Source organism: Thermohalobaculum sp. (assembly GCF_058622915.1).
On the sequence record NZ_JBZSYN010000164.1, the window covers coordinates 1 to 19647 of the forward strand.

The following is a 19647-nucleotide window of genomic DNA, read 5'->3' on the forward strand; positions in this document are numbered from 1 at the left end:
CTGGCGCACATGCCCGATACCGGCATCAGTTCGCGACGTGACTGGGCATCGCTCCGCGCCCGCTTCGCCGAAGAGCGCCGGGCGCAGATGCTGCACTGCCCGGGGCTGCTGATGCGCGGCGTCTATGCGATGTACTGGCCGTCCTATCTGGCCTATAGGAGGCTCCGCTCTGCCCTCTCGGGCTCCGGGGGATAGAGCCCAGAGCGGCGCGATCAGATGACCTTGCGGCTGCGCGGGCCGAAGCGCGAGGTGATGCACCGGCCCAGCGCCGCGGGAGAGCCGAGAGCGGCAGCGAAGGCGCGCACCGCAGCCGCGATTCTGCGCTCACGCAGGTGATCGAGGCCATCGAGAACCCGCGTCGTCACCCGGATCTCCGGGCGCATCTGGGCGAGGCGGCGCTTGAGGGTGGCCGACATCGTCGTCGCGCCGACACGCTCCAGGATCTCGATTGCGCGGATCTGTTCCTCTGCGCTCCGGCGCGTGCGGGAGTGCTCGGACGCAGCACCCGAGAGCCGTCCCCGACGTTGCGTGTAGACGTAGCCCGCCTCGCCCGCCAACGCGGCGCGAGCACCGGCGAGCAGAACCTCGAGCATAAAGAGCATGTCCTCGCCGTGGCGGATCGGCCGCCAGGTGATCTCGTGCCTTGCCAGAAAGTCGCGGCGCACCAGCGGCTTCATCCAGCCCAGGTTGACCCTGCCGCCGGGTACGGCGTTGCGCAGAACACGCTCCGGCGAAAGCGGCACGCGAGCTCCCGGCGCAAGCGGAAACGCCGTGCCCACCGGGCCTTCCTGCGGATCGCATAGCACCAGGTTGTCAGCGATCATGTCGAGACACCGGTCTCGGGCGATCGCGATCAGCCTCCCCAGCCGGCCAGGCGCCATTTCGTCGTCGGCATCCAGTACCGCGATCCAGTCGCCGCGGGCTGCAAGCAACCCTGCGGCACGTGCGACGCCCGGACCCCCGTTCGCCTCGAGTCGGATCAAATGAACGCGGTCGTCATCGCGGGCGATCGCCTCCACCGTTTCGGCTGTCGCGTCCGCGGATGCGTCATCGACCACGATCACCTCGACGATGAGGGTGCCATCCGCCTGTGCGAGCGACGACCGGATTGCACGCGCGACCACGGGAGCGACGTCGAACGCCGGGATGAGGACCGAGATTCGCGGCGACGTCATGCGCCCCGCTTTCGCTCGACCCCTAACTTCCCAGTGTTCCGGCTTCGCATGCGGCCTCCTGTTGGACTTCACCCCGGCTTTGGTCCGGGTTCCGTTTCAGGTGCGCAGCGAACTCGGCGGGCGTCAAGCCGCCGAGGGCCGAGTGGGGTCGGTTCTGGTTGTAATCGCACCTCCCTTCGTCGATGCGGGCCCGCGCGTTGGCCATGAACAGGAACCATGAGGCGTTGAGGCACTCCTGGCGCAGGCGGCTGTTGAACGCCTCGATGAGGACGTTGTTGGCGGGTTTGCCGGGCGGCGAGACGTCCAACTCCACCTTTTTCATGCATGCCCGCTGGTCGAGCAGCCGGCCGGCGAACTCCGGCCCGCTGTCGACGCGAAGGGGTCCCGGCCCGCCGCGAAGACGCGCCAGGCGGTCCGGCGCCGCCGGCTCCCTCGGTTCCCGGGCGAGGTCTGCAAACTCCACCATAGCCGATGCCCTCCATGGCCACTCCGCCTAGACCACGGTCGGGCGCACAATCTCCACCGCCTCCTCGGACACTAACGTCGTCACTTGGCCGACGCTCGCCCGCGAACCGACTCGCGAAGCCGCTTTGTAGCAGATTTGCTAGCAGCGCCAGCCGTGATCCATTTAACACATTGTAAATAAATAGAAAATATCGAAACAATGGCGGAAGGGGAGGGATTCGAACCCCCGGAGCCCGAAGGCTCAACGGTTTTCAAGACCGCCGCATTCGACCGCTCTGCCACCCTTCCGGCGCCGCGACAGATAACCCGGGCCCCTGCGGCGGTCCAGTGCGCGGCGCACGCGCCGGCTGCAAGTTGCGTCTTGCGCCCGGCACTCGGCGTGGCTTAGGCAAGTGTGATCGGCGCCGCCCTGCCGGCAACGTCGCCGCCGCCGGCGAGACCGATTTGGCTGAAACCATGCGAGGCCCCATGCTCAAACCCCTTCTCGCGCGGGTTGCCGCCGCGCTCATCCTTGCCGCCGTCGCCCTGCCCGCAGCCGCGGCCACCCAGACCACGCCGGCCCGGGCGGCAATCATCGTGGACATGACCAGCGGCGCCATCCTGTTCGAGAAGAACGCGGACGAGGCGATCCCGCCGGCCTCGATGTCCAAGCTGATGACGCTGGACGTGGTCTTCGACGCGCTCGAGAAGGGACGCATCGCGCTGCAGGACAAGTTCCGCATCTCCCGCCATGCCGCCAGCATGGGCGGCTCGAAGATGTTCGTGCGCGCAGGCGAGCAGGTCTCCGTCGCCAATCTGTTGCGCGGCGTCATCGTGCAGTCGGGCAACGATGCCGCGGTGGCCCTGGCGGAGGCCATCTCGGGCAGCGAGGACGCCTTCGTCAAGCTGATGAACCAGCACGCCAAGGCGCTCGGCCTCAAGAACTCGCACTTCGCCAACGCCACCGGCTGGCCCAATCCCGAGCACCGCATGTCCGTGCACGACCTCGCCCGGCTGGCCGAGCACATCATCCGTGCCTACCCGCAGTACTACCCGATCTTCGACGAGACCCAGTTCACCTGGGACGGAATCACCCAGCAGAACCGCAATCCCCTGCTCGAAGCGGGCCTCGGCGCCGACGGGCTCAAGACCGGCCATACCCAGAACGCGGGCTATGGCCTGGTCGCCTCGGCCAAGCAGGGCAACCGGCGCATCCTCTTGGTGATCGCCGGGCTCGATAGCGAAAACCAGCGCCGGCAGGAGTCCGAGCGGCTGATGAACTGGGCCTTCCGCGCCTTCGACACCGTGCGGCTCTACAAGGCCGGACAGCAGGTGGCGCAGGCCCGGGTCTGGCTCGGCTCCAACCGGAGCGTGCCGCTGGCGCCGGCGCAGGACCTCGTGGTCACCGTGCCCTACGGCATGCTGGACAAGGCCCAGATCCAGGCGCATTTCAAGGAACCCGTCGAGGCGCCGGTGAAGAAGGGCGCCCAGCTCGGCCGGCTCGAGGCGGTGCTGCCCGACGTGGCACCGGTCTCCGTGCCTCTCGTGGCGGCCCAGCCGGTCGGGCGCGGCGGCATCCAGACGCGGCTCGAGGCGGCGGGGAACCTGCTCCTGCGCCGGATCCGTGCCGCGATCGCCGGCTGAGCGCGTGGCCGGGGGCTTCTTCCTGACGCTCGAGGGCATTGACGGCGTCGGAAAATCCACCCAGGCGCAGCTCCTGGCCGCACGCCTGCGCGCGGCGGGCCGCGAGGCGGTCGAGACCCGCGAGCCCGGCGGCGCGCCCGGCGCCGAGGAGATCCGCCGCCTGCTCGTGCAGGGGGACCCGGCACGCTGGTCGGAGACGACCGAGGCGCTCCTGTTCACCGCCGCCCGGCGCGACCATGTCGAGCGCGTCATCTCGCCCGCGCTCGCGCGCGGCGCCGTGGTGATCTGCGACCGCTACCTCGACTCGACGCGCGCCTACCAGGGCGGAGGCGAGCGCCGGGCGCTGGTCGACCGCCTGCATGCGCTGGCCATCGGGCTCGACCCCGACCTCACGCTGGTGCTCGACATGGACCCGGCCACCGCCCTGGCCCGCGCCGGCGGCCGCAGCGCGCAGGCCGCCGAGGACCGCTTCGAGCGCAAGGGGGCGGCCTTCCAGGCCGGGCTCCGCGCCGCCTTCCTGGCCATCGCCGCGGCCGAGCCCGGCCGCTGCGTCGTGGTCGACGCCGCGCAGGCGCCCGAGCAGGTGGTCGAGGCCATCTGGGCGGCGGTCGCCGCACGTCTCGCCGCAGCGCCATGAGCGACGACGCCCCGCCGCCCGAGCCCGACCGCGTCCCGGGCTATCCACACCCGCGCGAGACCGGGGCGCTCTACGGCCAGGAGGCCGCCGAGCGGACCTTCCTCGCCGCCTGGGCCGAGGGGCGGCTGCACCACGGCTGGCTCATCCGCGGCCCGCGTGGCATCGGCAAGGCGACACTGGCCTACCGCCTCGCCCGGGCGCTGATCGCCGCGGGCGCGGGCGGCGCTCCGGCCAGCCTCGAGCCGCCCGCGGACTGCCCGGTCGCCGCCCGCATCCGGGCGCAGAGCGAGGCGCGGCTGCGCGTGCTCAGGCGCTCGGTGAACCCCGACACCGGGCGGCTGCGCACCCAGATCGCCGTCGACGACGTGCGCGAGGTGCGCCGCTTCCTGCGCCTTTCCATGCCCGACGGCGGCTGGCGCGCGGTGATCGTCGACCCGGCGGACGAGCTCAACCCCTCCGCCGCCAACGCGCTGCTCAAGGTGCTGGAGGAGCCGCCGCCCGAGACCGCGCTCATCCTGGTGTGCCACGCGCCGGGGCGGCTGTTGCCGACGATCCGCTCGCGCTGCCGCAACCTCGAGCTGCGCCCGCTCGGCCCCGAGGCCCTGGGCCAGGCACTGCGGGGCGCCGGTGTCGAGGTGGACGCGGCCGAGGCGGCGACGCTCTCGGTGCTCGCCGGCGGCTCGGTTGGCGAGGCCCTGCGCGTGGCAGCCGGCGGCGGCGCGGCGCTTTACGCCCGCATCGTCGCGGCGCTGGGCGACGGCCGCCGCGTCGACCGCGCCGAGATGACGGCGCTGGCCGACCAGGCCTCGGGGCGCGGCGCCGCCGACGTGTTCGAGCTCACCGGCCGGCTCGTCCTGGTGCTGCTCGCCCGGCTCGCCCGGCGCGCCGCCTTGGGCGAGGACGGCGAGGCCGCCCCCGGCGAGGCGGCCCTGATGCGCGCCGTGGCGCAGGGCCCGGCCCGGGCCGCGCTCTGGGCCGAGGCCGCCGCGCGCGTCGGCGCCACCCTGTCGCACGCCCGGGCGGTCAACCTTGACCCGGGCCTAACGATCATCGATACGTTCCTCGATCTCGACGCCACGCTCGCGCGGGCGCGCCGGGCGGCGTGACGTCGGTGATCCGACTCCCCCGGCGCTTTGCCGGCGGACCGGCATCAAGCGAGCGAGGGCGCCCCGGCCATGACAGCCCCCCGGCTGGTCGACTCCCACTGCCATCTGGACTTCCCGCAGTTGCAGGACGAGCTTGCCGACGTGATCGCACGCGCCCGCGCCGCCGGCGTCACGCGCATGGTCACGATCTGCACGCGGCTGCGCCAGGAGCCCGACGTGCGCGCCATTGCCGAGGCGCATGACGGCGTCTTCTTTGCCGCCGGAACGCACCCGATGCACGTGGCCGAGGAGCCGATGGCCTCTGTCGAGGCGCTCGAGGCGATCGCCCGCCACCCCCTGATGGTCGGAATCGGCGAAACCGGGCTCGACTACCACTACACCCGCGAGTCCATGGCCGCCCAGCAGGAAGCCCTGCGCCTCCATATCGAGGCGGCGCGCCGCACCGGCCTGCCGCTGATTATCCACGCCCGCGACGCCGATGCGGACATCGGCCGCATCCTCGCCGAGGAGCACCGCGCCGGGCCGTATACTTGCGTCATGCACTGCTTCTCCTCGGGCCGGGCGCTGGCCGAGACCGCGCTGGACCTGGGCTTCTACCTCTCGATGTCGGGCATCGCCGCCTTCCCGAAGTCCACGGAGCTGCGCGAGATCTTCGCCGCCGCGCCCATCGAGCGCATCCTCGTCGAGACCGACAGCCCCTATCTCGCGCCGCCGCCCAACCGGGGCAAGCGCTGCGAGCCGGCCTTTGTCGCCCACACGGCCCGCGTCGGCGCCGAGGTCTTCGGCCTGCCCTACGATGCGTTCTGCGCCGCCACCAGCGCCAACTTCGAGCGCCTGTTCGCCAGGGCCGCCGGGGCGGGGGCCTGATGGGCGACCGGCTGCGCATCACGATGCTCGGCACCGGCTCCTCGGGCGGCGTGCCACGCATCGGGCCGGCCGGCCCGAACTGGGGCGCCTGCGACCCCGCGAACCCGCGCAACCGCCGCCGGCGCTGCGCCCTGTTGGTGCAGCGCATCGGTGCCGAGGGCCACACCAGCGTGCTGATCGACGCCGGCCCGGACGTGCGCGAGCAACTGATCGACGCCCGCGCCGGGTACCTGGACGCGGTGCTGTTCAGCCACGACCATGCCGACCACGTGCACGGCATCGACGATCTGCGCATGGTGGTGTTCAACCGCCGCACCCGGCTGCCGGCCTGGGCGGACGCCTCGACCGCGCGCACCCTGCGTACGCGCTTCGGCTACGTGTTCGAGACCCCCGACGGCTCGAACTACCCGCCCATCCTCGACCTCTACGCCATCGCGGGCCCGGTCACGATCGGCGGCGCCGGCGGGACCCTGACCTTCTTGCCCTTCCACGTGCCCCATGGCGAGATCGAGGCGCTCGGCTTCCGCATCGGCCCGGCGGTCTACACCCCCCACATCAAGGAGATGACCGACGAGGCCTGGGCCGTGCTCGAGGGCGCGGACTGCTGGATCCTCGACGCGCTGCGCCACACGCACCATGTCAGCCATGCCGATGTCGAGACCGCGCTGGCTTGGATCGCCCGCGCCGGCCTACCGCGGGCCTATCTGACCAACATGCATGTCGACCTCGACTATGCCGCGCTCGACGCCATGACGCCCGCGCATGTGCATCCGGCGCATGACGGGCTGGTGCTGGAGTATCCGCTCTGACCCCGCGGATCGCGCCCGCATCGCCGGCCGACGGCCGCCGCCACGTCCACGCCATTTTAAAACTGTTGTAAAATCAATATGTTGGGCGTTTGTGCAATGTGCACAGCGCCGTCGACAGGCTGGTTCGCGGGGATGGATCCGCCTATTCTGCCGCCTGCGGCACCGCCGGCTCGCCGGCGCGGAAGCGCGTCAGCAGGGCCTCCCGCTCCGCCTCGGCCCGCTCGGCATTGGCCAGCTTGACATGGCCGAAGCCGCGCACCTTCAGCGGCAGCCGGGCCAGCTCGGCCACCACGGGCACGGTCGGGGCCTCGACGGCGCCCAGAACCTCGCGCATCAGCCGCTCGTAGTCGCGGATCATGCGCCGCTCCATCCGCCGCTCGGCGCCATAGCTGAACGGGTCGAGCGGCGTGCCGCGCAGGACGCGGAACTTCGCCAGCACCCGGAACAGGCGGCCGACCCAGGGGCCGAACTCGGTCTTGACCGGGCGCCCCTCGGCGTCCTTGCGCCCCAGGATCGGCGGCGCCAGGTGATAGGTCACCCGCTTGACCCCGTCGAAGGTCGCGGACAGCGCGGCGTCCAGGGTCTCGGCATGCAGGCGGGCGACCTCGTACTCGTCCTTGTAGGAGAGCAGCTTGAAATAGCCCTCGGCCACCGCCTCGGCCAGGCCGCTCGCGCCCAGCGCCTCCTCCTTGTCGCGGGCATGGCGCACCAGCCGGCGATAGCGCCGCGCCAGCCGCCTGCCCTGGTAGCCGACCAGGAACTCGGCGCGGCGCTCGATCTTCTGCTCGAGCTTCTCCTCCACGGGCGCCGCCGGCGCGACCGCGGCCCGCGCGTCCTCGGGGAAGGCCGCCACCCAGCGCCCGATCTCGAAGGCGCGCAGGTTGCCCTCGACCCCGGCGCCGTTGAGCTCGATGGCCTTGGCGATCGACTGGGCCGTCAGCGGCACCATGCCCCGCTGCCAGGCAGCGCCGAGCAGCAGCACGTTGGCATAGATGGCGTCGCCCAGCATGCCCTCGGCCAGCGCCGTGGCATCGACCATGCGCAGCGCCTCGGCGCCGACGCGCCGCTCCACCGCGAGCCGCAGCGTGTCCGAGGGCAGGTGGAACTCGGTGTCGTGCGTGAAGGCGCCGGTCGGGATCTCGTGGCTATTGCACATCACCCGCGCCCGGCCGCGCTCCATCTTGGCGATCGAGGTGGGGGCGGCGGTCACCACCATGTCGCCGCCGATCACCGCGTCGGCCTCGCCCGGCCCGATGCGGATGGCGTTGATGTCGGCAGGTGACGGCGCCACGCGGCAGTGGATCGAGACCGCGCCCCCCTTCTGCGCCAGCCCGGCCATCTGCATCTCGCTCGCGCCCTTGCCCTCCAGATGCGCCGCCATGGACAGCAGCGCCCCCACCGTGACCACGCCGGTGCCGCCAACGCCGGTGATCAGGATGTTCCAGGGCCGCTCGAGCGCGGGCAGCGTCGGCTCGGGCACGTCTGGCAGGGTGAACTCGCCTGTGGCCCTGGCCTTGGGCACTGCGCCCTCGACGGTGACGAAGCTGGGGCAGAAGCCCTTGAGGCAGGAGAAGTCCTTGTTGCAGGCGGACTGGTCGATCTCGCGCTTGCGCCCGAAGGGGGTCTCGAGCGGCAGGATCGCCACGCAGTTCGACTGAACGCCGCAATCGCCGCAACCCTCGCAGACCGAGGGGTTGATGAAGACGCGCCGGTCGGGGTCGGGGAACTTGCCGCGCTTGCGGCGGCGGCGCTTCTCGGCGGCGCAGGTCTGCACGTAGATCAGCGCCGAGACGCCCTCGATCTGCGCCAGCTCGCGCTGCACCGGCATCAGCCGCTCGCGCTCGAACACGGCGACGCCTGACGGGAACTCGGGCTGCGCCTCCTTCTCGTCGACCACCGCCACGACGCGCCTGGCGCCGGCCGCCATGACCTCGCGGGCGATCTGGCCCGGCGTCAGCCCGCCCTCGTGCGGCTGGCCGCCGGTCATCGCCACGGCGTCGTTGTAGAGGATCTTGAAGGTGATGTTGACGCCCGCGTCCACCGCCGCGCGGATCGCCATCAGCCCCGAGTGGTTGTAGGTGCCGTCGCCCATGTTCTGGAAGATGTGGGAGCGGGTGGAGAACGGCGCCTCGCCGATCCAGTTGGCGCCCTCGCCGCCCATGTGGGTGAAGCCCTCGGTCTGGCGGTCCATCCACTGCACCATGTAGTGGCAGCCGATGCCGGCATAGGCGCGCCCGCCCTCGGGCACCAGGGTTGAGCTGTTGTGCGGGCAGCCGGCGCAGAACCAGGGCTTGCGCTCGGCCAGCTCGGGCTGGTTGCCGGCCTCGGCAAGCTCGTCGAGATGCGCGAGCCGCCGGTCGAGATCGCTCGGCCCCGCCCCCTCGGCCTTCAGCACCCGGCCGATGCCGCGCGCGATCACCGCGGGATCGAGGCCGAGCTTGACCGAGAACAGCAGCCCGCCGGCCTCGTCCTTCCAGCCGATGACGCGGGCGTGGCCGCGCTCGCCGAACAGGACCTCCTTGAGCTGCGTCTCGATAATCGGGCGCTTCTCCTCGACCACGATAATCAGATCGAGGCCCTTGGCCCATTCGCGCAGGGCCTCGGTCTCGAGCGGCCAGACCATGCCGACCTTGTAGGCGGTCAGCCCGATGCGCCGCGCCGTCGCCTCGTCGATGCCGAGCGCATCGAGCGCGTGGGAGGTGTCGAGCCAGCTCTTGCCCGCGGAGACGATGCCGATGCGCGCCCCGTGCTCGCCCAGCATGCGCCGGTCGAGCCCGTTGGCCCGGGCGAAGGCCTGCGCGGCGAATCGCTTGTGATCATGCAGCCGCGCCTCCTGCAGCGGCGGCGTGTCGCCCAGGCGGATGTTCAGCCCCTCGCGCGGCATGGCGAAGTCGTCGGGAAGTGCGATCTGCAGGCGGTGCGGGTCGCCCTCGACCACCGCGGTCGCCTCGACCGTGTCCTTCATCGACTTGATGCCGACCCACAGGCCGGAGAACCGGCTCAGCGCCCAGCCATAGAGCATGTAGTCGATCAGCTCCTGCACCCCGGCGGGCGAGAGGATCGGCATCATGGCGTCCATCAGCGCCATCTCGGACTGATGGCAGGTGGTCGAGCTCTCGCAGGTGTGGTCGTCGCCCATGGCCACCAGCACGCCGCCGAGCCTGGACGAGCCGGCGAGGTTGGCGTGGCGGAACACGTCGCCCGAGCGATCCACGCCCGGCCCCTTGCCATACCACAGCCCGAAGACGCCGTCGTAGCGGCCCTCGCCCCTCAGCTCGGCCTGCTGGCTGCCCCACAGCGCCGTGGCGGCGAGATCCTCGTTCAGCCCTGGCTGGAAGGTCACCTGGTGCTCGGCCAGGAACTTGCCGGCCGCGTGGAAGGTGGAATCCACCGCGCCCAGCGGCGAGCCGCGATAGCCGGTGACGTAACCGGCCGTGTTCAACCCGGCGGCCCGGTCGCGCGCGTGCTGCATCAGCGTCGCGCGCACCAGCGCCTGCGTGCCCGAAATCAGGACGGGCGACTTGGAAATGTCGTAGCGGTCCGATAGGCGAACGTCGCGCAGGTCCATGCCCGGTGCCTCCCGAGGCTGCTGGCAAGTCGCATTAAAGGTAAGCTATTATGACCTATTCGGCAAGGCCCCGCGGCGGACGGCTCACAGGCTGCGCAGAAGGTGCCCGCCGTCCACCGGCAGGACCGCACCGGTAATATAGGCGCCCGACTCACCGAGAAGTAGCTCGAGCGGTCCGTCGAGGTCTTCAAACCGGCCGAACCGGGCCAAGGGAATGCGCCTTTTCAGCTTCTCGCCCTCGGCGCTCTCCAAGAAATCGCGATTCATCTCGGTGGGGAAATAGCCCGGCGCCAGGGCGTTGACGCGGATGCCGTGGCGCGCCCATTCGAGCGCCAGGCTCCGGGTCAGATGCGCCACCGCCGCCTTCGAGGTGGCATAGGCCGCCAGCCCCATCCCGGTGCCAATCCCGAGAATCGAGGCGATGTTGACGATCGCCCCGCCCCCGCCCTCGGCCATGACGCGCGCCGCCGCCTGCGCGACCCGGAAGACGCCCGAGAGGTTGGTGTCGATCACCCGCTGCCAGGCGTCCTCGGGCATCTCCAGCGCACGGCCCGACCAGGCCACCCCAGCGTTGTTGACCAGACCGTCCAGCCCGCCCAACGCCTGGGCCGCCTCGGCCACGCCGTGCCGCACGGATCCCGGGTCCGAGACGTCCATCGCCACGGGCGAGATGCGCCCCTCCGCCCGGGCGGCCAGGGCCTCGAGCACCTCGAGCCGGCGCGCCGCCGCAGCCACGCGCGCGCCGCGCTTCACGAGCCACGCAGCCATGTGGGCGCCCAGCCCGCTCGAGGCACCGGTCACCAGGACGCGCCTGCCATCCACCGTCATCTCAGACCTCCCGATCCGGCCCCCGCCGGGGTCCGGCCCCGGCGGCTCGAGCCTAGCAGAGGCAGGCGCGGCGCCGGAATGCCAAACCGCTATCGCGGAAAAAATCCAGCCCGGCCAAAACAGAACTCGGCGGATCGCGTGTTGTCAGTGCACAATGGAAACTGTGTTGCGTCAAATCGGGGGAGCAATCGTGAGCGAGTCATCGCGTATCGAGTCGAGGGGAATAGAGCGGGCCGTTCGCCAGGTGGGGGATGGCTGGAGCTTGCTGATTCTGTGGGAGGCGCTGAACGGAACCACGCGCTTCGACAACTTCCAGATCCGTCTCGGCGTTGCCCGGAACATCCTGTCCAACCGCCTGGCCAAGCTGGTGGACGACGGGTTGCTGGTCAAGCGCCCGGTGCGCCCCGGCGCCCGACGGCTGGAGTACCGCCTGACTCCGCACGCCGAGGCGCTGCGGCCTGTGCTGGAGCTGATGGATCGCTGGGGAAACGGAGCCGGCTCGGGCGACGGGCCCGCCAGCGGCACGGCGCTCAATGGCCGGGCCGTGGCCGAGACCCGGCACTGAGACCTTACCGGTAACGCGCCAGAACGGTTGCCGCCGTATCCAGATTGACCGCCTGGGCACTCAGGGCCCGGGCGGCGCGCTCGCATTCCTTTTGCGGCACCACCGAGAGCCCGACGCAGCGCATGTTCAGGCGCAGCGTCGCCTTCTCGTCGCGCACCTCGGCCTTGTACTGGTCGAACTTGCCCATCTGCTGCGACTCGGCGATGCCGTCGAGCACCTGAGCGCAGGTGACGCCCTGCCCGCGCAGCGCCATCGCCAGCGCCTGCTGCGCGTCCGGTGCCAGGCACAGCTTCCAGATCACGTCGAGCTGCACGGCGGGAAACAGCCGCATCAGCGTGCGCGCGCGCTCGTTGAGCGACAAATAGCCGGCCCGCACGCCGGCCGGCGCCCAGAACTCGTAGGAGGCGAGAAATGCGTTGGCCGTGATGCGGCCGCGAGCATCCTTCGGTGCGGGAACGTAGTCGCGGTCGGGCTCGGGCAGATGCAGCCCGGAGCGGACGAAGTCCAGCATCCGGCCGGCGGCGGTATTGAGCTTGCCCTCGGCGTTGTAGGGCACCAGCGTGACCTTGGCGCCGAAGGGCAGCGGGACCACCAGAAGCAGCACCTGTTGCCCGCCCATGTCGAGCACCGCCGTCGCTCCGTCGCCGCTCGGCTGGGCGTCGAAGGCCTGGGAATTCCCGTGCGTGTCCGAAAAGGTACCGTGGAAGCCCGCGTCGGCCGCCTCGACGGTCAGCGTGGCCCCCTTGGCCGCGTCGATGCCGTAATACGAGCCCGGCAGCGCTGCGGCGGCCTCGGCCCCACGCGCAGGCACGGACAGCAGCAGCACGGCCCAGATCAGGCTTGCCGCGAGCAGCCCCGACGCAAAACCTCGCAATTTTCTGCGCAGATTCATGATCGCCGTTATATTGCATGCCGGATGGCACGGCCACTGACGCAGGTCACAACGCAAGACCCGCGCGCGGAGTTGCACCGATGGACTGGGACAAGCTGAGGATCTTTCACGCCGTTGCCGATGCGGGCAGCCTGACGCATGCGGGCGAGCAGCTCAACCTGTCGCAGTCGGCGATCAGCCGCCAGATCCGCGCGCTCGAGGAGCAGCTCCAGTGCACCCTGTTCCATCGCCATGCGCGCGGGCTCCTGCTGACCGAGCAGGGCGAGCTGCTCTACGAGGCGACGCTGTCTATGAGCAAGCGCCTCAGCGCCGCCGCCGGGCGCATCCGCGACTCCAAGGACGAGGTGCACGGCGACCTGCGCGTCACCGCCACCGCCGGCTTCGGCACGCTGTGGCTGGTGCCCCGGCTGCACCGGCTATTCGAGACGCATCCGAACCTGTCGGTCAACCTGATTCTGACCGAGTCGATCCTCGACCTGCCGATGCGCGAGGCCGACGTGGCGATCCGCATGGCCAGCCCCCAGCAGCCCGGCCTGATCCGCCGGCCGGTGATGGAGGTGGCGATGCGGCTCTACGCCTCCAAGGCCTATATCCGGGCGGCGGGCATGCCAGAGAGCGTCGACGAGCTCGGCGCGCGCCGGGTGGTCTCGTTCAGCCCGAACTCGCCGCAGCCGCACGCGGCGGCCGAATGGCTGGCGCGGCACATCCACCCGCAGCGGCGCACGCATCTCATGATCAACAGCTATTTCGGCGTGCTCAAGGCGGCACTGAGCGGGCTGGGCATCGCCGCCCTGCCCGACTACATCACTCGCGACTATCCCGATCTGGTCAATATCCTGCCCGGCGAGGCAAGCCCGCCCTTCCCGGTCTACATCGTCTACCCGGAGGAGCTGCGCCGCTCACAGCGCGTGCTCGCGTTCCGCGACTTCATGGTGCGCGAAATCGAGACGTTCAATCGCCGCGGGGACTTGGCGCCCAGCGTTGCAGCGGATGCATAGCGGGTTTTCGGCCCTGCGACAGTCCTGCGCCTTGTCCGCCGCGGACATCAGGACTACATCCTTGATCGAAACGTTGCCTCCCAGCAGCGTTTCTGGTTGTGATACCTCCCTGTTGAACTAGGCCGGGCCGCAAGGTCCGGCTCTTTTTTTGGCTCTCGCGGCGGAAGCGGCAGCCGCTGCCGCCATGCAGGGGCAGACGGGCAGACCGCCGCGCGCTCTCGGCTACAGGTCGCTCACCCCAGAAATCACCGTCCCGGCAGCCCCGAGGCCGCTCAAACACTCACAATCAACCCGGACCAGTCAGATCGGGCTGCTCAGCAGGAGGCCTCTCATGCGTTTCAACGTGTCCATCTTCGCGGCAGCTCTCTCGCTGGCCGCCGCGCCGACGCTCGCATTGTGTGCACCGATGGATTCCGCCGGCCCGTCCGCCGCCGCCATCCTGGCGGCCCGATCTCCCGCCCAGCCCGGACCGGTCCTAACATTCCATGGCCCCCCTTTGCTGACCGACGAAGCCATGTCCAGAATCACGGCAGGCGAGGAGATCTCGATCTCGGTTCCGACGACCCATTCGCCGGTCTGCATTGGCGAGGAATCGGTCCGCCCCCCGAACGGCAGTGAATTTTCCAATGTGCGCGTGACGTTCAGCTATCCACCTTCGCCCTGCGGCGGGGAGGTGGAGTCATGAATCGCGATTACATTGTCTAACAGCAATTTGCCGTGACCGACTCGGACTCCTCGGCTCTGCCTCGCCGCCACGAAGCGGACCGCCGAGCACCGCCGGCGACCTCCGTCACGCGCTCGAAGCGGCGGGCGAGGAGTCCATTGATCCCAACCGTGACGGGTCGGGGGGGTGAGGACGCGGATCCAAGCGGCCTGTTGCCTGGGGCGTTGCAGACGCGGAGTTTGCAAGGCAAATGGGCCCAGCCAGCCTTGGCTGAGCCTCTGTCTTCTGGTGGAGCCAGCACGCGCCTGGCTATCCGGGGACCTCAACTGACCAGTATGTCGGCAACGATGCCGAGGACTGAGTGTCTTGCGCCCGCCGGCCGTGCGCGCGGACACTACGCCTCAATATCCAGGAGGCCACTTAATAGCCATAAAATCGCCGCATTTTTGCCTTTTTTTGACTTCAACCAGAAGACGAGTGAAATTAAAAGATTCGCCGTTCGAGCGAACTTTGGCAGGTGAGCAGTAATCCTGCACGCGCTTTGATTGCACGAGGGTCAATATCCTCTCGCGCATGATGTGTTGATATTGGCAAAGTCTTTGTGCTTGCAAAGACTTTGTCTTGTAGCGTCCAATAGTCGCAAAAACGAACTGAATCCAGGAAAAACCTGGCGTCGGGGTGGACATGCGAACAAGCCGCGAAAGCGGTGCTTGAACGCATTTGGACGGAGCAAATTGAGGGAACATGCTGATTGAATTGTGCACGCCGAGCTACGGCGACGTAGCCCTTAGGAAGATCTGTGCAATCAACGCACCTGTACTATTCTCGAAGGCCGGCTTTAGTTTCAGGCGCTTGATTAAAGCTTGTTCTTTTTGGAATGGAGGCGACACGACGCGGAAAGCCGCCAGGGCGGCTCTGTCGCGGGGGCTCCGGACACTGGTTCCTGCCCTGGCTGCATGCCTTGTGATGGCGGCATTGCCGGCCAACGCGGCGCAGACCGGTCCCGCCTCTGCCAAGAGCAAGGTGCAGCAACTGACCCAGTCGCTGGCATCGGTCTCCGCGCAGTTTGCGACGGCAACCGGATCGAGCCGCGGCGCGCTCAGCGGGCAGCTGGTTGAACTCGCGACGGAACGGCGCGCCGCACTTCTCGCGCTCATCGACAGCGCACCGGGCGAGGTCCTGAACGCGGAGCTGCCGTCTCGCATCGTCAACCGGCTTCCGGCCGGGGTGCAGGACCTCCTCGAATATCGCGGCACGATCGAGGGCAAGCTGCAGGTCGTTCATATCGACTACAAGAATCCGGACCAAAGTCACTATGCCTACAGTGTCGTCACCGATGCCGGAGCGCGGGTGTCGCTGCACTTCGCCAGCAAGCCCACGGAGCTCCTGACCGGCCAGCGGGTGATCGCGCGCGGGCTGATCGTCGAGGGCACGGACCAGACCGCGATGGCAATCCAGTCCGGGACCGACGACGTGCAGGTCGCCTATTGCTGCACCAGCGGGACGACAAGTGGGACCACGACGTCGGTATTGCCGCATACGTTCGGGGCCCAGAAAACAGCCGTGCTGCTGGTGAACTTCACCTACGATCTGTCGCAGCCGTGGACGGTGACGCAGATCAATGACTTCATGTTCGGGGCGGGCGGCGTCAGCGACTGGGTCTACGAAGTCTCGCAACATCAGACCTGGCTGGAAGGTGACACCTTCAACTGGTTGACGGTGGACGTGCCGGCGTCCGACCACTGCTCGCTGATCGCGTTCGCCGACATCGTTTACCAGGCGGCGGCGGATGCGGGGATTGATTTGTCGAGCTACGATCGCAGGGTGATCATCACGCCGAAGGAAGACTGCGCTTTTGCCGGGATTGCGGACGTCGGCGGATGGCCATCCGTTTCAAGGATCAACGGCTACGTCGAAATGCAAACGGTGAGCCATGAAATGGGCCACAATTTCGGCCTCCTGCACGCGCACGCGCTCGACTGCGGCGACGTCCCGCTGGGCGGCACCTGCACCAGCCTGCAGTACGGCGACAAGGCCGATACGATGGGCTCGTCGGATCCCGGACACTTCAACGCGTTCCAAAAGCTCAGGCTCGGATGGATGGACGAAGGCGGCACCGGGGCGCAGGTCGTTGCGGCGAGTACCGGAACCTACAAGATCGCACCCTACGAAACACTGCCCGACGGGCAGCCCAAGGCCGTGAAGATCCCGGCCGGCGTCGATGCCACGACGGGTGCGCAGAAGTGGTTTTACCTCACCTACCGCCAGCCGATCGGCGTCGACAGTTTTTTTGACCAGCTGTCCTACACCTTCTGCCGTGGCGACGTGACCGCGGGCGTCTTCGTGCATCTCGCCACCGATGGAGACCCCGACAGCAGTTACATGCTGCACATGAAGCCGCAATCTTGTTTTCAGGCCACCTATGGCAGCAAGGACTGGTTTGACCCGGCTTTGCCGATCGGGGGAACCTTCGTCGATCCGGCGACAGGCAATTCGTTGACCGTTGAGAGCGCCGATTCATCGGGGGCGACCGTCTACGTCGACATGTCCGGCGCAGGCACCTGCGTCGCGGGCAATCCCGTGGTCGCTGTCACGCCCGTCGCCAGCGACTGGGGCGCGCCGGGCGACACGGTGGATTACACGGTTACGGTAACCAACACGGACAGCACGGCTTGCAGCACGTCCTCGCTGGCGCTTTCGGCCAGCGTACCGTCCGGCTGGGGTGCGGGCTTTGCCAACTCCACCCTCTCGCTGCCGCCGGGTGCGAGCGCCTCGACCACGATGAGCGCGACCTCGGCCACCAGCGCGCCCGACGGCACCTACGACGTGCCGGTCACGGCGGCCGACGGCGCCGATGCCGGCTCGGCGAGCGCCACCTATGTGGTCAGCGCCTCGCTGGTCGACCAACCGCCTATCGCCCAGGACGACAGCGCGACGACCGACTCGAAGACCCCGGTGACCATCGCGGTCCTGAGCAATGACAGCGATCCCGACAACGACCCGCTGTCGGTGATCCAGGTCACCAAACCCAGCAAGGGAACGGCTGTGCTGAACAGCGACGGAACCATCACCTATTCGCCCGGCAGGAAGGCCAGCGGCTCGGACAGTTTCTCCTACACCATCTCGGACGGCACCCTGACGGCCAGCGCCAACGTCCAGATCAGCATCGCCAACGGCGGTGGTGGCGGCGGCAGCGGCGGGAGCGGCGGTGGCGGGTGGGGCAAGGGCGGCAAGCCCTAGGCCCCTCCCCGGAAAAGGAGAGAGGGCGGCGGGTCTCCCCGTCGCCCTCTCGTTTCTTGTCGAGCCGTCAGGCGGCTAGAGTACCGGCCCTCAGATCACGGCGTGAGCGCCGGACAGGTCAGACCGGTGTCGTTCGTCGCGCCGTCGAGGCAAAGCGGGCACGTGGCGTTGGTCGGCCCAGCCGTGACGGTGCCGATCCCGAACCCGGCGGTGCCGCTTGCCGAAGCAGTGTCCGAGAACTCGGCCGAATCCGGATTCGTGTTGTTCAACGTCGTCGGACTGTACGACGTTCCTGTCCACGTTTCCTCCTGACCTGGGGTCAGGGTTCCGATATCGATCGTCTCGTCGTCCGAGGTGTCGGTTGTGCCGCGATCGTCGACGACCGTGACACCTGTCAACGGCACGTCACCGGTATTCTTGACCTTACCGGTCGACTGCACGGTCACGAACGTGCCACTGGTGTCAACCCCAAGGCAGACAAGGCACTTCTTTGTCACCGTCAGGCCATAGGGTGGAGAGACATTCGGACACGTGGCCAGATTGGAGATATCCGAAACCACCTGGGTCGAACCCGGGTCCGTTCCGAGAGTTCCGACCGCGAACGCCTTGTCAGTCGGAGCGTCGACCGTCGTCTGCAGATCGTAGTCGCCCCAGCTTGTCCCTGAGGTGGTCGCCGTGAGACCGGAAGCAAGAACCGTCGTGTCCTTGGTGGAGTCGTACACGCCGTCGCCGTCGTCCTCGACGATCGAGACGTTGTAGATGGAGCCGCGCTGCGACGTCACCGTTCCGGAGAGATAATAGAGGTAGCGGTCGTCAGCTGTGCTGACGGGATCAGACCCGGAGGTGAAGGCGGGGTTCTGCGCCCTGCATGCCTTGGTCACGCTGAGGCCGCAGGTCTTGAAGTGGGATTCCGCGAAGTCCTTGAGCGACGCGGTCACCGAGGTCGACGAGCGCGTCTCGGCCAGGAACGCGCTGACGCACTGCGGCTCGCCGCCGAACACGTGGTCGATCGCGATGCCGCCTTCGAAGAAGGCAAACGGCGGAGCGTTATCGCCCGGACTTCCGCCCTTCGGCGTGTAGTCCCAGTACAGAGGGACCGAATTGTCGTAATTGCTGATGGCGCAGTAGTCCAAGCCATCATGGCCAGGGCAATTAGCGGTGCCTGCAGCCTTTTCGGTGTCCAGGGTGACCGTGTTCCCGTCCTTGTACGTGGTGCCGACATATGAGGCAGCGCCAGCGGCCCAGATGTAGACGCCCACATTGGCGTTTTTGCCGCTGTCGAAGTTCACCAGCACCAGGACATCGCCGTCCTCGTGATGTCCTGCGAAGGTCCCGTTGGCAAGTGGCGTCATGTCCTCCTTGAAGAACCAGAAGGCCAGTTCGGCGTCTCCGGCGGTGGCGATGCGGTCGGCGCCAAAGAAGATGTTGAGCCCATCGCCGCAATTCAGCGCCAGCGCATAGGCGTTGGTGATCTCGTCCTTGTCCGGGCTCGAACCGGAGGTATATTCCCACACATTGTTCACGCTCTTGGCCGCCTGCGGCAGACTTGTCTGCTGCAGGTCCGAACGGCCCCCGGTGAAGACCGTACTGTCCGAACCGGCCACGGGCGCGTCTGCGATTACCCCGGTCCGCGCGATGTAGTCGCACGAAGTCTTCGCCTCGATCGCCGTCTTGGCAGCCGCGTCGTTCGCGTAGGTGGCGTTCACGGTCTGCCAGTCGAGGCCCTCGCCGGCAGTAACGGTTTGAGTGTTATCCTGCGCATCGCCGTCGAGTTCGAATACTCCTGGGTCTCCGACGCTTGCCCAGGCCGGCCCGGCGAACAGCGCCATCGCACTGACCACCGCAACGCCGAGGACCGACGTCCTACATATGGATGCTAGAGCCATATTCGTTCTCCTGGTTCATGCTCGCGTGACACGAACCGGGGAGGCGATCGTCCCGAGAAGTCTGCCTTCGGCGCCGCGTATGCGGCTGTCTGCGACGGTCCAGGCCGCCTGCATTGCATAATTGATCGACCTGCTCGTTATAGCCCGGTCGCCTGGTAAAATTCCGTCAAGTAACCGTCTGCAATTCGGGGAACCAACCTCCTCCGTTCACACCACGCGACTCCTCCACATATTCAAGCGCCACCCCGAACTCCCATCACTTGGCTCAAATCTGGTTGCAATCCGCGGCGAAGCTCGATGCCACTGGATTGATCCGCTGCTCGC

General features: G+C 68.4%; 16 protein-coding genes, 1 tRNA gene and 1 pseudogene. 10 read left to right on the forward strand and 8 right to left on the reverse strand.

The features are described from left to right. A partial coding sequence (locus tag AC32QD_RS12560) for a hypothetical protein (RefSeq protein WP_492010850.1) occupies window positions 1–195 on the forward strand: 195 nt, incomplete at its 5' end. Between the two features lie 17 nt (window positions 196–212). Here the strand turns inward: AC32QD_RS12560 and AC32QD_RS12565 are convergent. From AC32QD_RS12565 to AC32QD_RS12575, 3 genes and pseudogenes are all read right to left on the reverse strand, one after another. Next, complete coding sequence (locus AC32QD_RS12565) at window positions 213–1175, reverse strand: glycosyltransferase family 2 protein (RefSeq protein ID WP_492010851.1); 963 nt, start codon at window positions 1173–1175, stop codon at window positions 213–215. Window positions 1176–1197: 22 nt separating this feature from the next. After that, window positions 1198–1596: pseudogene (locus AC32QD_RS12570) on the reverse strand (integrase core domain-containing protein); the annotation flags it as partial. 244 nt (window positions 1597–1840) lie between these two features. Continuing rightward, a tRNA-Ser gene (locus tag AC32QD_RS12575) sits at window positions 1841–1928 on the reverse strand. 180 nt (window positions 1929–2108) lie between these two features. Between AC32QD_RS12575 and AC32QD_RS12580 the strand changes: the two genes are divergently transcribed. The 5 genes from AC32QD_RS12580 to AC32QD_RS12600 all read left to right on the forward strand — a co-directional run bounded on the left by AC32QD_RS12580 (window position 2109) and on the right by AC32QD_RS12600 (window position 6682). Further along, window positions 2109–3263, forward strand: coding sequence for a D-alanyl-D-alanine carboxypeptidase family protein (locus tag AC32QD_RS12580; RefSeq protein WP_492010852.1), 1155 nt, complete (start codon window positions 2109–2111; stop codon window positions 3261–3263). 4 nt (window positions 3264–3267) lie between these two features. Next, complete coding sequence (tmk, locus tag AC32QD_RS12585) at window positions 3268–3900, forward strand: dTMP kinase (protein WP_492010853.1); 633 nt, start codon at window positions 3268–3270, stop codon at window positions 3898–3900. Further along, a complete protein-coding gene (locus tag AC32QD_RS12590) occupies window positions 3897–5006 on the forward strand; it encodes a DNA polymerase III subunit delta' (protein WP_492010854.1) in 1110 nt (369 codons plus the stop codon). The genes tmk and AC32QD_RS12590 overlap by 4 nt, the downstream gene beginning before the upstream one ends. A gap of 69 nt (window positions 5007–5075) precedes the next feature. After that, complete coding sequence (locus tag AC32QD_RS12595) at window positions 5076–5873, forward strand: TatD family hydrolase (RefSeq protein WP_492010855.1); 798 nt, start codon at window positions 5076–5078, stop codon at window positions 5871–5873. Next, entirely contained in the window at window positions 5873–6682 is an 810-nt protein-coding gene (locus AC32QD_RS12600; RefSeq protein ID WP_492010856.1) for an MBL fold metallo-hydrolase, read from the forward strand. Before AC32QD_RS12595 ends, AC32QD_RS12600 begins: the two co-directional genes overlap by 1 nt. 142 nt (window positions 6683–6824) lie before the next feature. Here AC32QD_RS12600 and AC32QD_RS12605 read toward each other — a convergent pair whose 3' ends face one another. Both AC32QD_RS12605 and AC32QD_RS12610 read right to left on the reverse strand, forming a co-directional pair. Continuing rightward, window positions 6825–10250 (reverse strand): indolepyruvate ferredoxin oxidoreductase family protein, encoded by a 3426-nt coding sequence (locus AC32QD_RS12605; RefSeq protein WP_492010857.1) that lies wholly within the window; start codon window positions 10248–10250, stop codon window positions 6825–6827. 84 nt (window positions 10251–10334) lie between these two features. Continuing rightward, window positions 10335–11078, reverse strand: coding sequence for an SDR family NAD(P)-dependent oxidoreductase (locus tag AC32QD_RS12610; RefSeq protein ID WP_492010858.1), 744 nt, complete (start codon window positions 11076–11078; stop codon window positions 10335–10337). Window positions 11079–11232: 154 nt separating this feature from the next. On the opposite strand from AC32QD_RS12610, the gene AC32QD_RS12615 reads away from it, so the two are divergent. After that, on the forward strand, window positions 11233–11643 hold the full coding sequence (locus AC32QD_RS12615; protein ID WP_492010859.1) for a winged helix-turn-helix transcriptional regulator: 411 nt from the start codon (window positions 11233–11235) through the stop codon (window positions 11641–11643). Window positions 11644–11647: 4 nt separating this feature from the next. On the opposite strand, the gene AC32QD_RS12620 is transcribed toward AC32QD_RS12615, so the two are convergent. Further along, window positions 11648–12535 (reverse strand): hypothetical protein, encoded by an 888-nt coding sequence (locus tag AC32QD_RS12620; protein WP_492010860.1) that lies wholly within the window; start codon window positions 12533–12535, stop codon window positions 11648–11650. Between the two features lie 80 nt (window positions 12536–12615). Between AC32QD_RS12620 and AC32QD_RS12625 the strand changes: the two genes are divergently transcribed. Together AC32QD_RS12625 and AC32QD_RS12630 are read left to right on the forward strand one after the other, a co-directional pair. After that, window positions 12616–13533 (forward strand): LysR family transcriptional regulator, encoded by a 918-nt coding sequence (locus AC32QD_RS12625; protein ID WP_492010861.1) that lies wholly within the window; start codon window positions 12616–12618, stop codon window positions 13531–13533. 331 nt (window positions 13534–13864) lie between these two features. Beyond that, the gene (locus tag AC32QD_RS12630; protein ID WP_492010862.1) at window positions 13865–14218 is read left to right on the forward strand and encodes a hypothetical protein; all 354 of its coding nucleotides are present in this window, start codon (window positions 13865–13867) and stop codon (window positions 14216–14218) included. A 380-nt stretch (window positions 14219–14598) separates the two neighbouring features. Here the strand turns inward: AC32QD_RS12630 and AC32QD_RS12635 are convergent, their stop codons facing one another. Continuing rightward, the gene (locus AC32QD_RS12635) at window positions 14599–14883 is read right to left on the reverse strand and encodes a hypothetical protein (RefSeq protein WP_492010863.1); all 285 of its coding nucleotides are present in this window, start codon (window positions 14881–14883) and stop codon (window positions 14599–14601) included. 280 nt (window positions 14884–15163) lie between these two features. Here AC32QD_RS12635 and AC32QD_RS12640 point away from each other — a divergent pair, with 280 nt between their 5' ends. Further along, entirely contained in the window at window positions 15164–17437 is a 2274-nt protein-coding gene (locus AC32QD_RS12640) for an Ig-like domain-containing protein (RefSeq protein ID WP_492010864.1), read from the forward strand. Window positions 17438–17532: 95 nt separating this feature from the next. Here the strand turns inward: AC32QD_RS12640 and AC32QD_RS12645 are convergent, their stop codons facing one another. Then, window positions 17533–19323, reverse strand: a complete 1791-nt coding sequence (locus AC32QD_RS12645) for a hypothetical protein (protein ID WP_492010865.1) — start codon at window positions 19321–19323, stop codon at window positions 17533–17535. Window positions 19324–19647: the final 324 nt, after the last annotated feature.

Excerpts from the sequence above, each read along its gene's own strand:
- AC32QD_RS12590 (WP_492010854.1), top strand. The coding sequence starts at position 3,897 with ATGAGCGACGACGCCCCGCCGCCCGAGCCCGACCGCGTCCCGGGCTAT.
- AC32QD_RS12620 (WP_492010860.1), bottom strand. The coding sequence starts at position 12,535 with ATGAATCTGCGCAGAAAATTGCGAGGTTTTGCGTCGGGGCTGCTCGCG.
- AC32QD_RS12635 (WP_492010863.1), bottom strand. The coding sequence starts at position 14,883 with ATGTCCACCCCGACGCCAGGTTTTTCCTGGATTCAGTTCGTTTTTGCG.
- AC32QD_RS12600 (WP_492010856.1), top strand. The coding sequence starts at position 5,873 with ATGGGCGACCGGCTGCGCATCACGATGCTCGGCACCGGCTCCTCGGGC.
- AC32QD_RS12625 (WP_492010861.1), top strand. The coding sequence starts at position 12,616 with ATGGACTGGGACAAGCTGAGGATCTTTCACGCCGTTGCCGATGCGGGC.
- AC32QD_RS12645 (WP_492010865.1), bottom strand. The coding sequence starts at position 19,323 with ATGGCTCTAGCATCCATATGTAGGACGTCGGTCCTCGGCGTTGCGGTG.
- AC32QD_RS12605 (WP_492010857.1), bottom strand. The coding sequence starts at position 10,250 with ATGGACCTGCGCGACGTTCGCCTATCGGACCGCTACGACATTTCCAAG.
- AC32QD_RS12595 (WP_492010855.1), top strand. The coding sequence starts at position 5,076 with ATGACAGCCCCCCGGCTGGTCGACTCCCACTGCCATCTGGACTTCCCG.
- AC32QD_RS12630 (WP_492010862.1), top strand. The coding sequence starts at position 13,865 with ATGCGTTTCAACGTGTCCATCTTCGCGGCAGCTCTCTCGCTGGCCGCC.
- AC32QD_RS12615 (WP_492010859.1), top strand. The coding sequence starts at position 11,233 with ATGGAAACTGTGTTGCGTCAAATCGGGGGAGCAATCGTGAGCGAGTCA.
- AC32QD_RS12580 (WP_492010852.1), top strand. The coding sequence starts at position 2,109 with ATGCTCAAACCCCTTCTCGCGCGGGTTGCCGCCGCGCTCATCCTTGCC.
- AC32QD_RS12565 (WP_492010851.1), bottom strand. The coding sequence starts at position 1,175 with ATGACGTCGCCGCGAATCTCGGTCCTCATCCCGGCGTTCGACGTCGCT.
- AC32QD_RS12610 (WP_492010858.1), bottom strand. The coding sequence starts at position 11,078 with ATGACGGTGGATGGCAGGCGCGTCCTGGTGACCGGTGCCTCGAGCGGG.
- AC32QD_RS12640 (WP_492010864.1), top strand. The coding sequence starts at position 15,164 with ATGGCGGCATTGCCGGCCAACGCGGCGCAGACCGGTCCCGCCTCTGCC.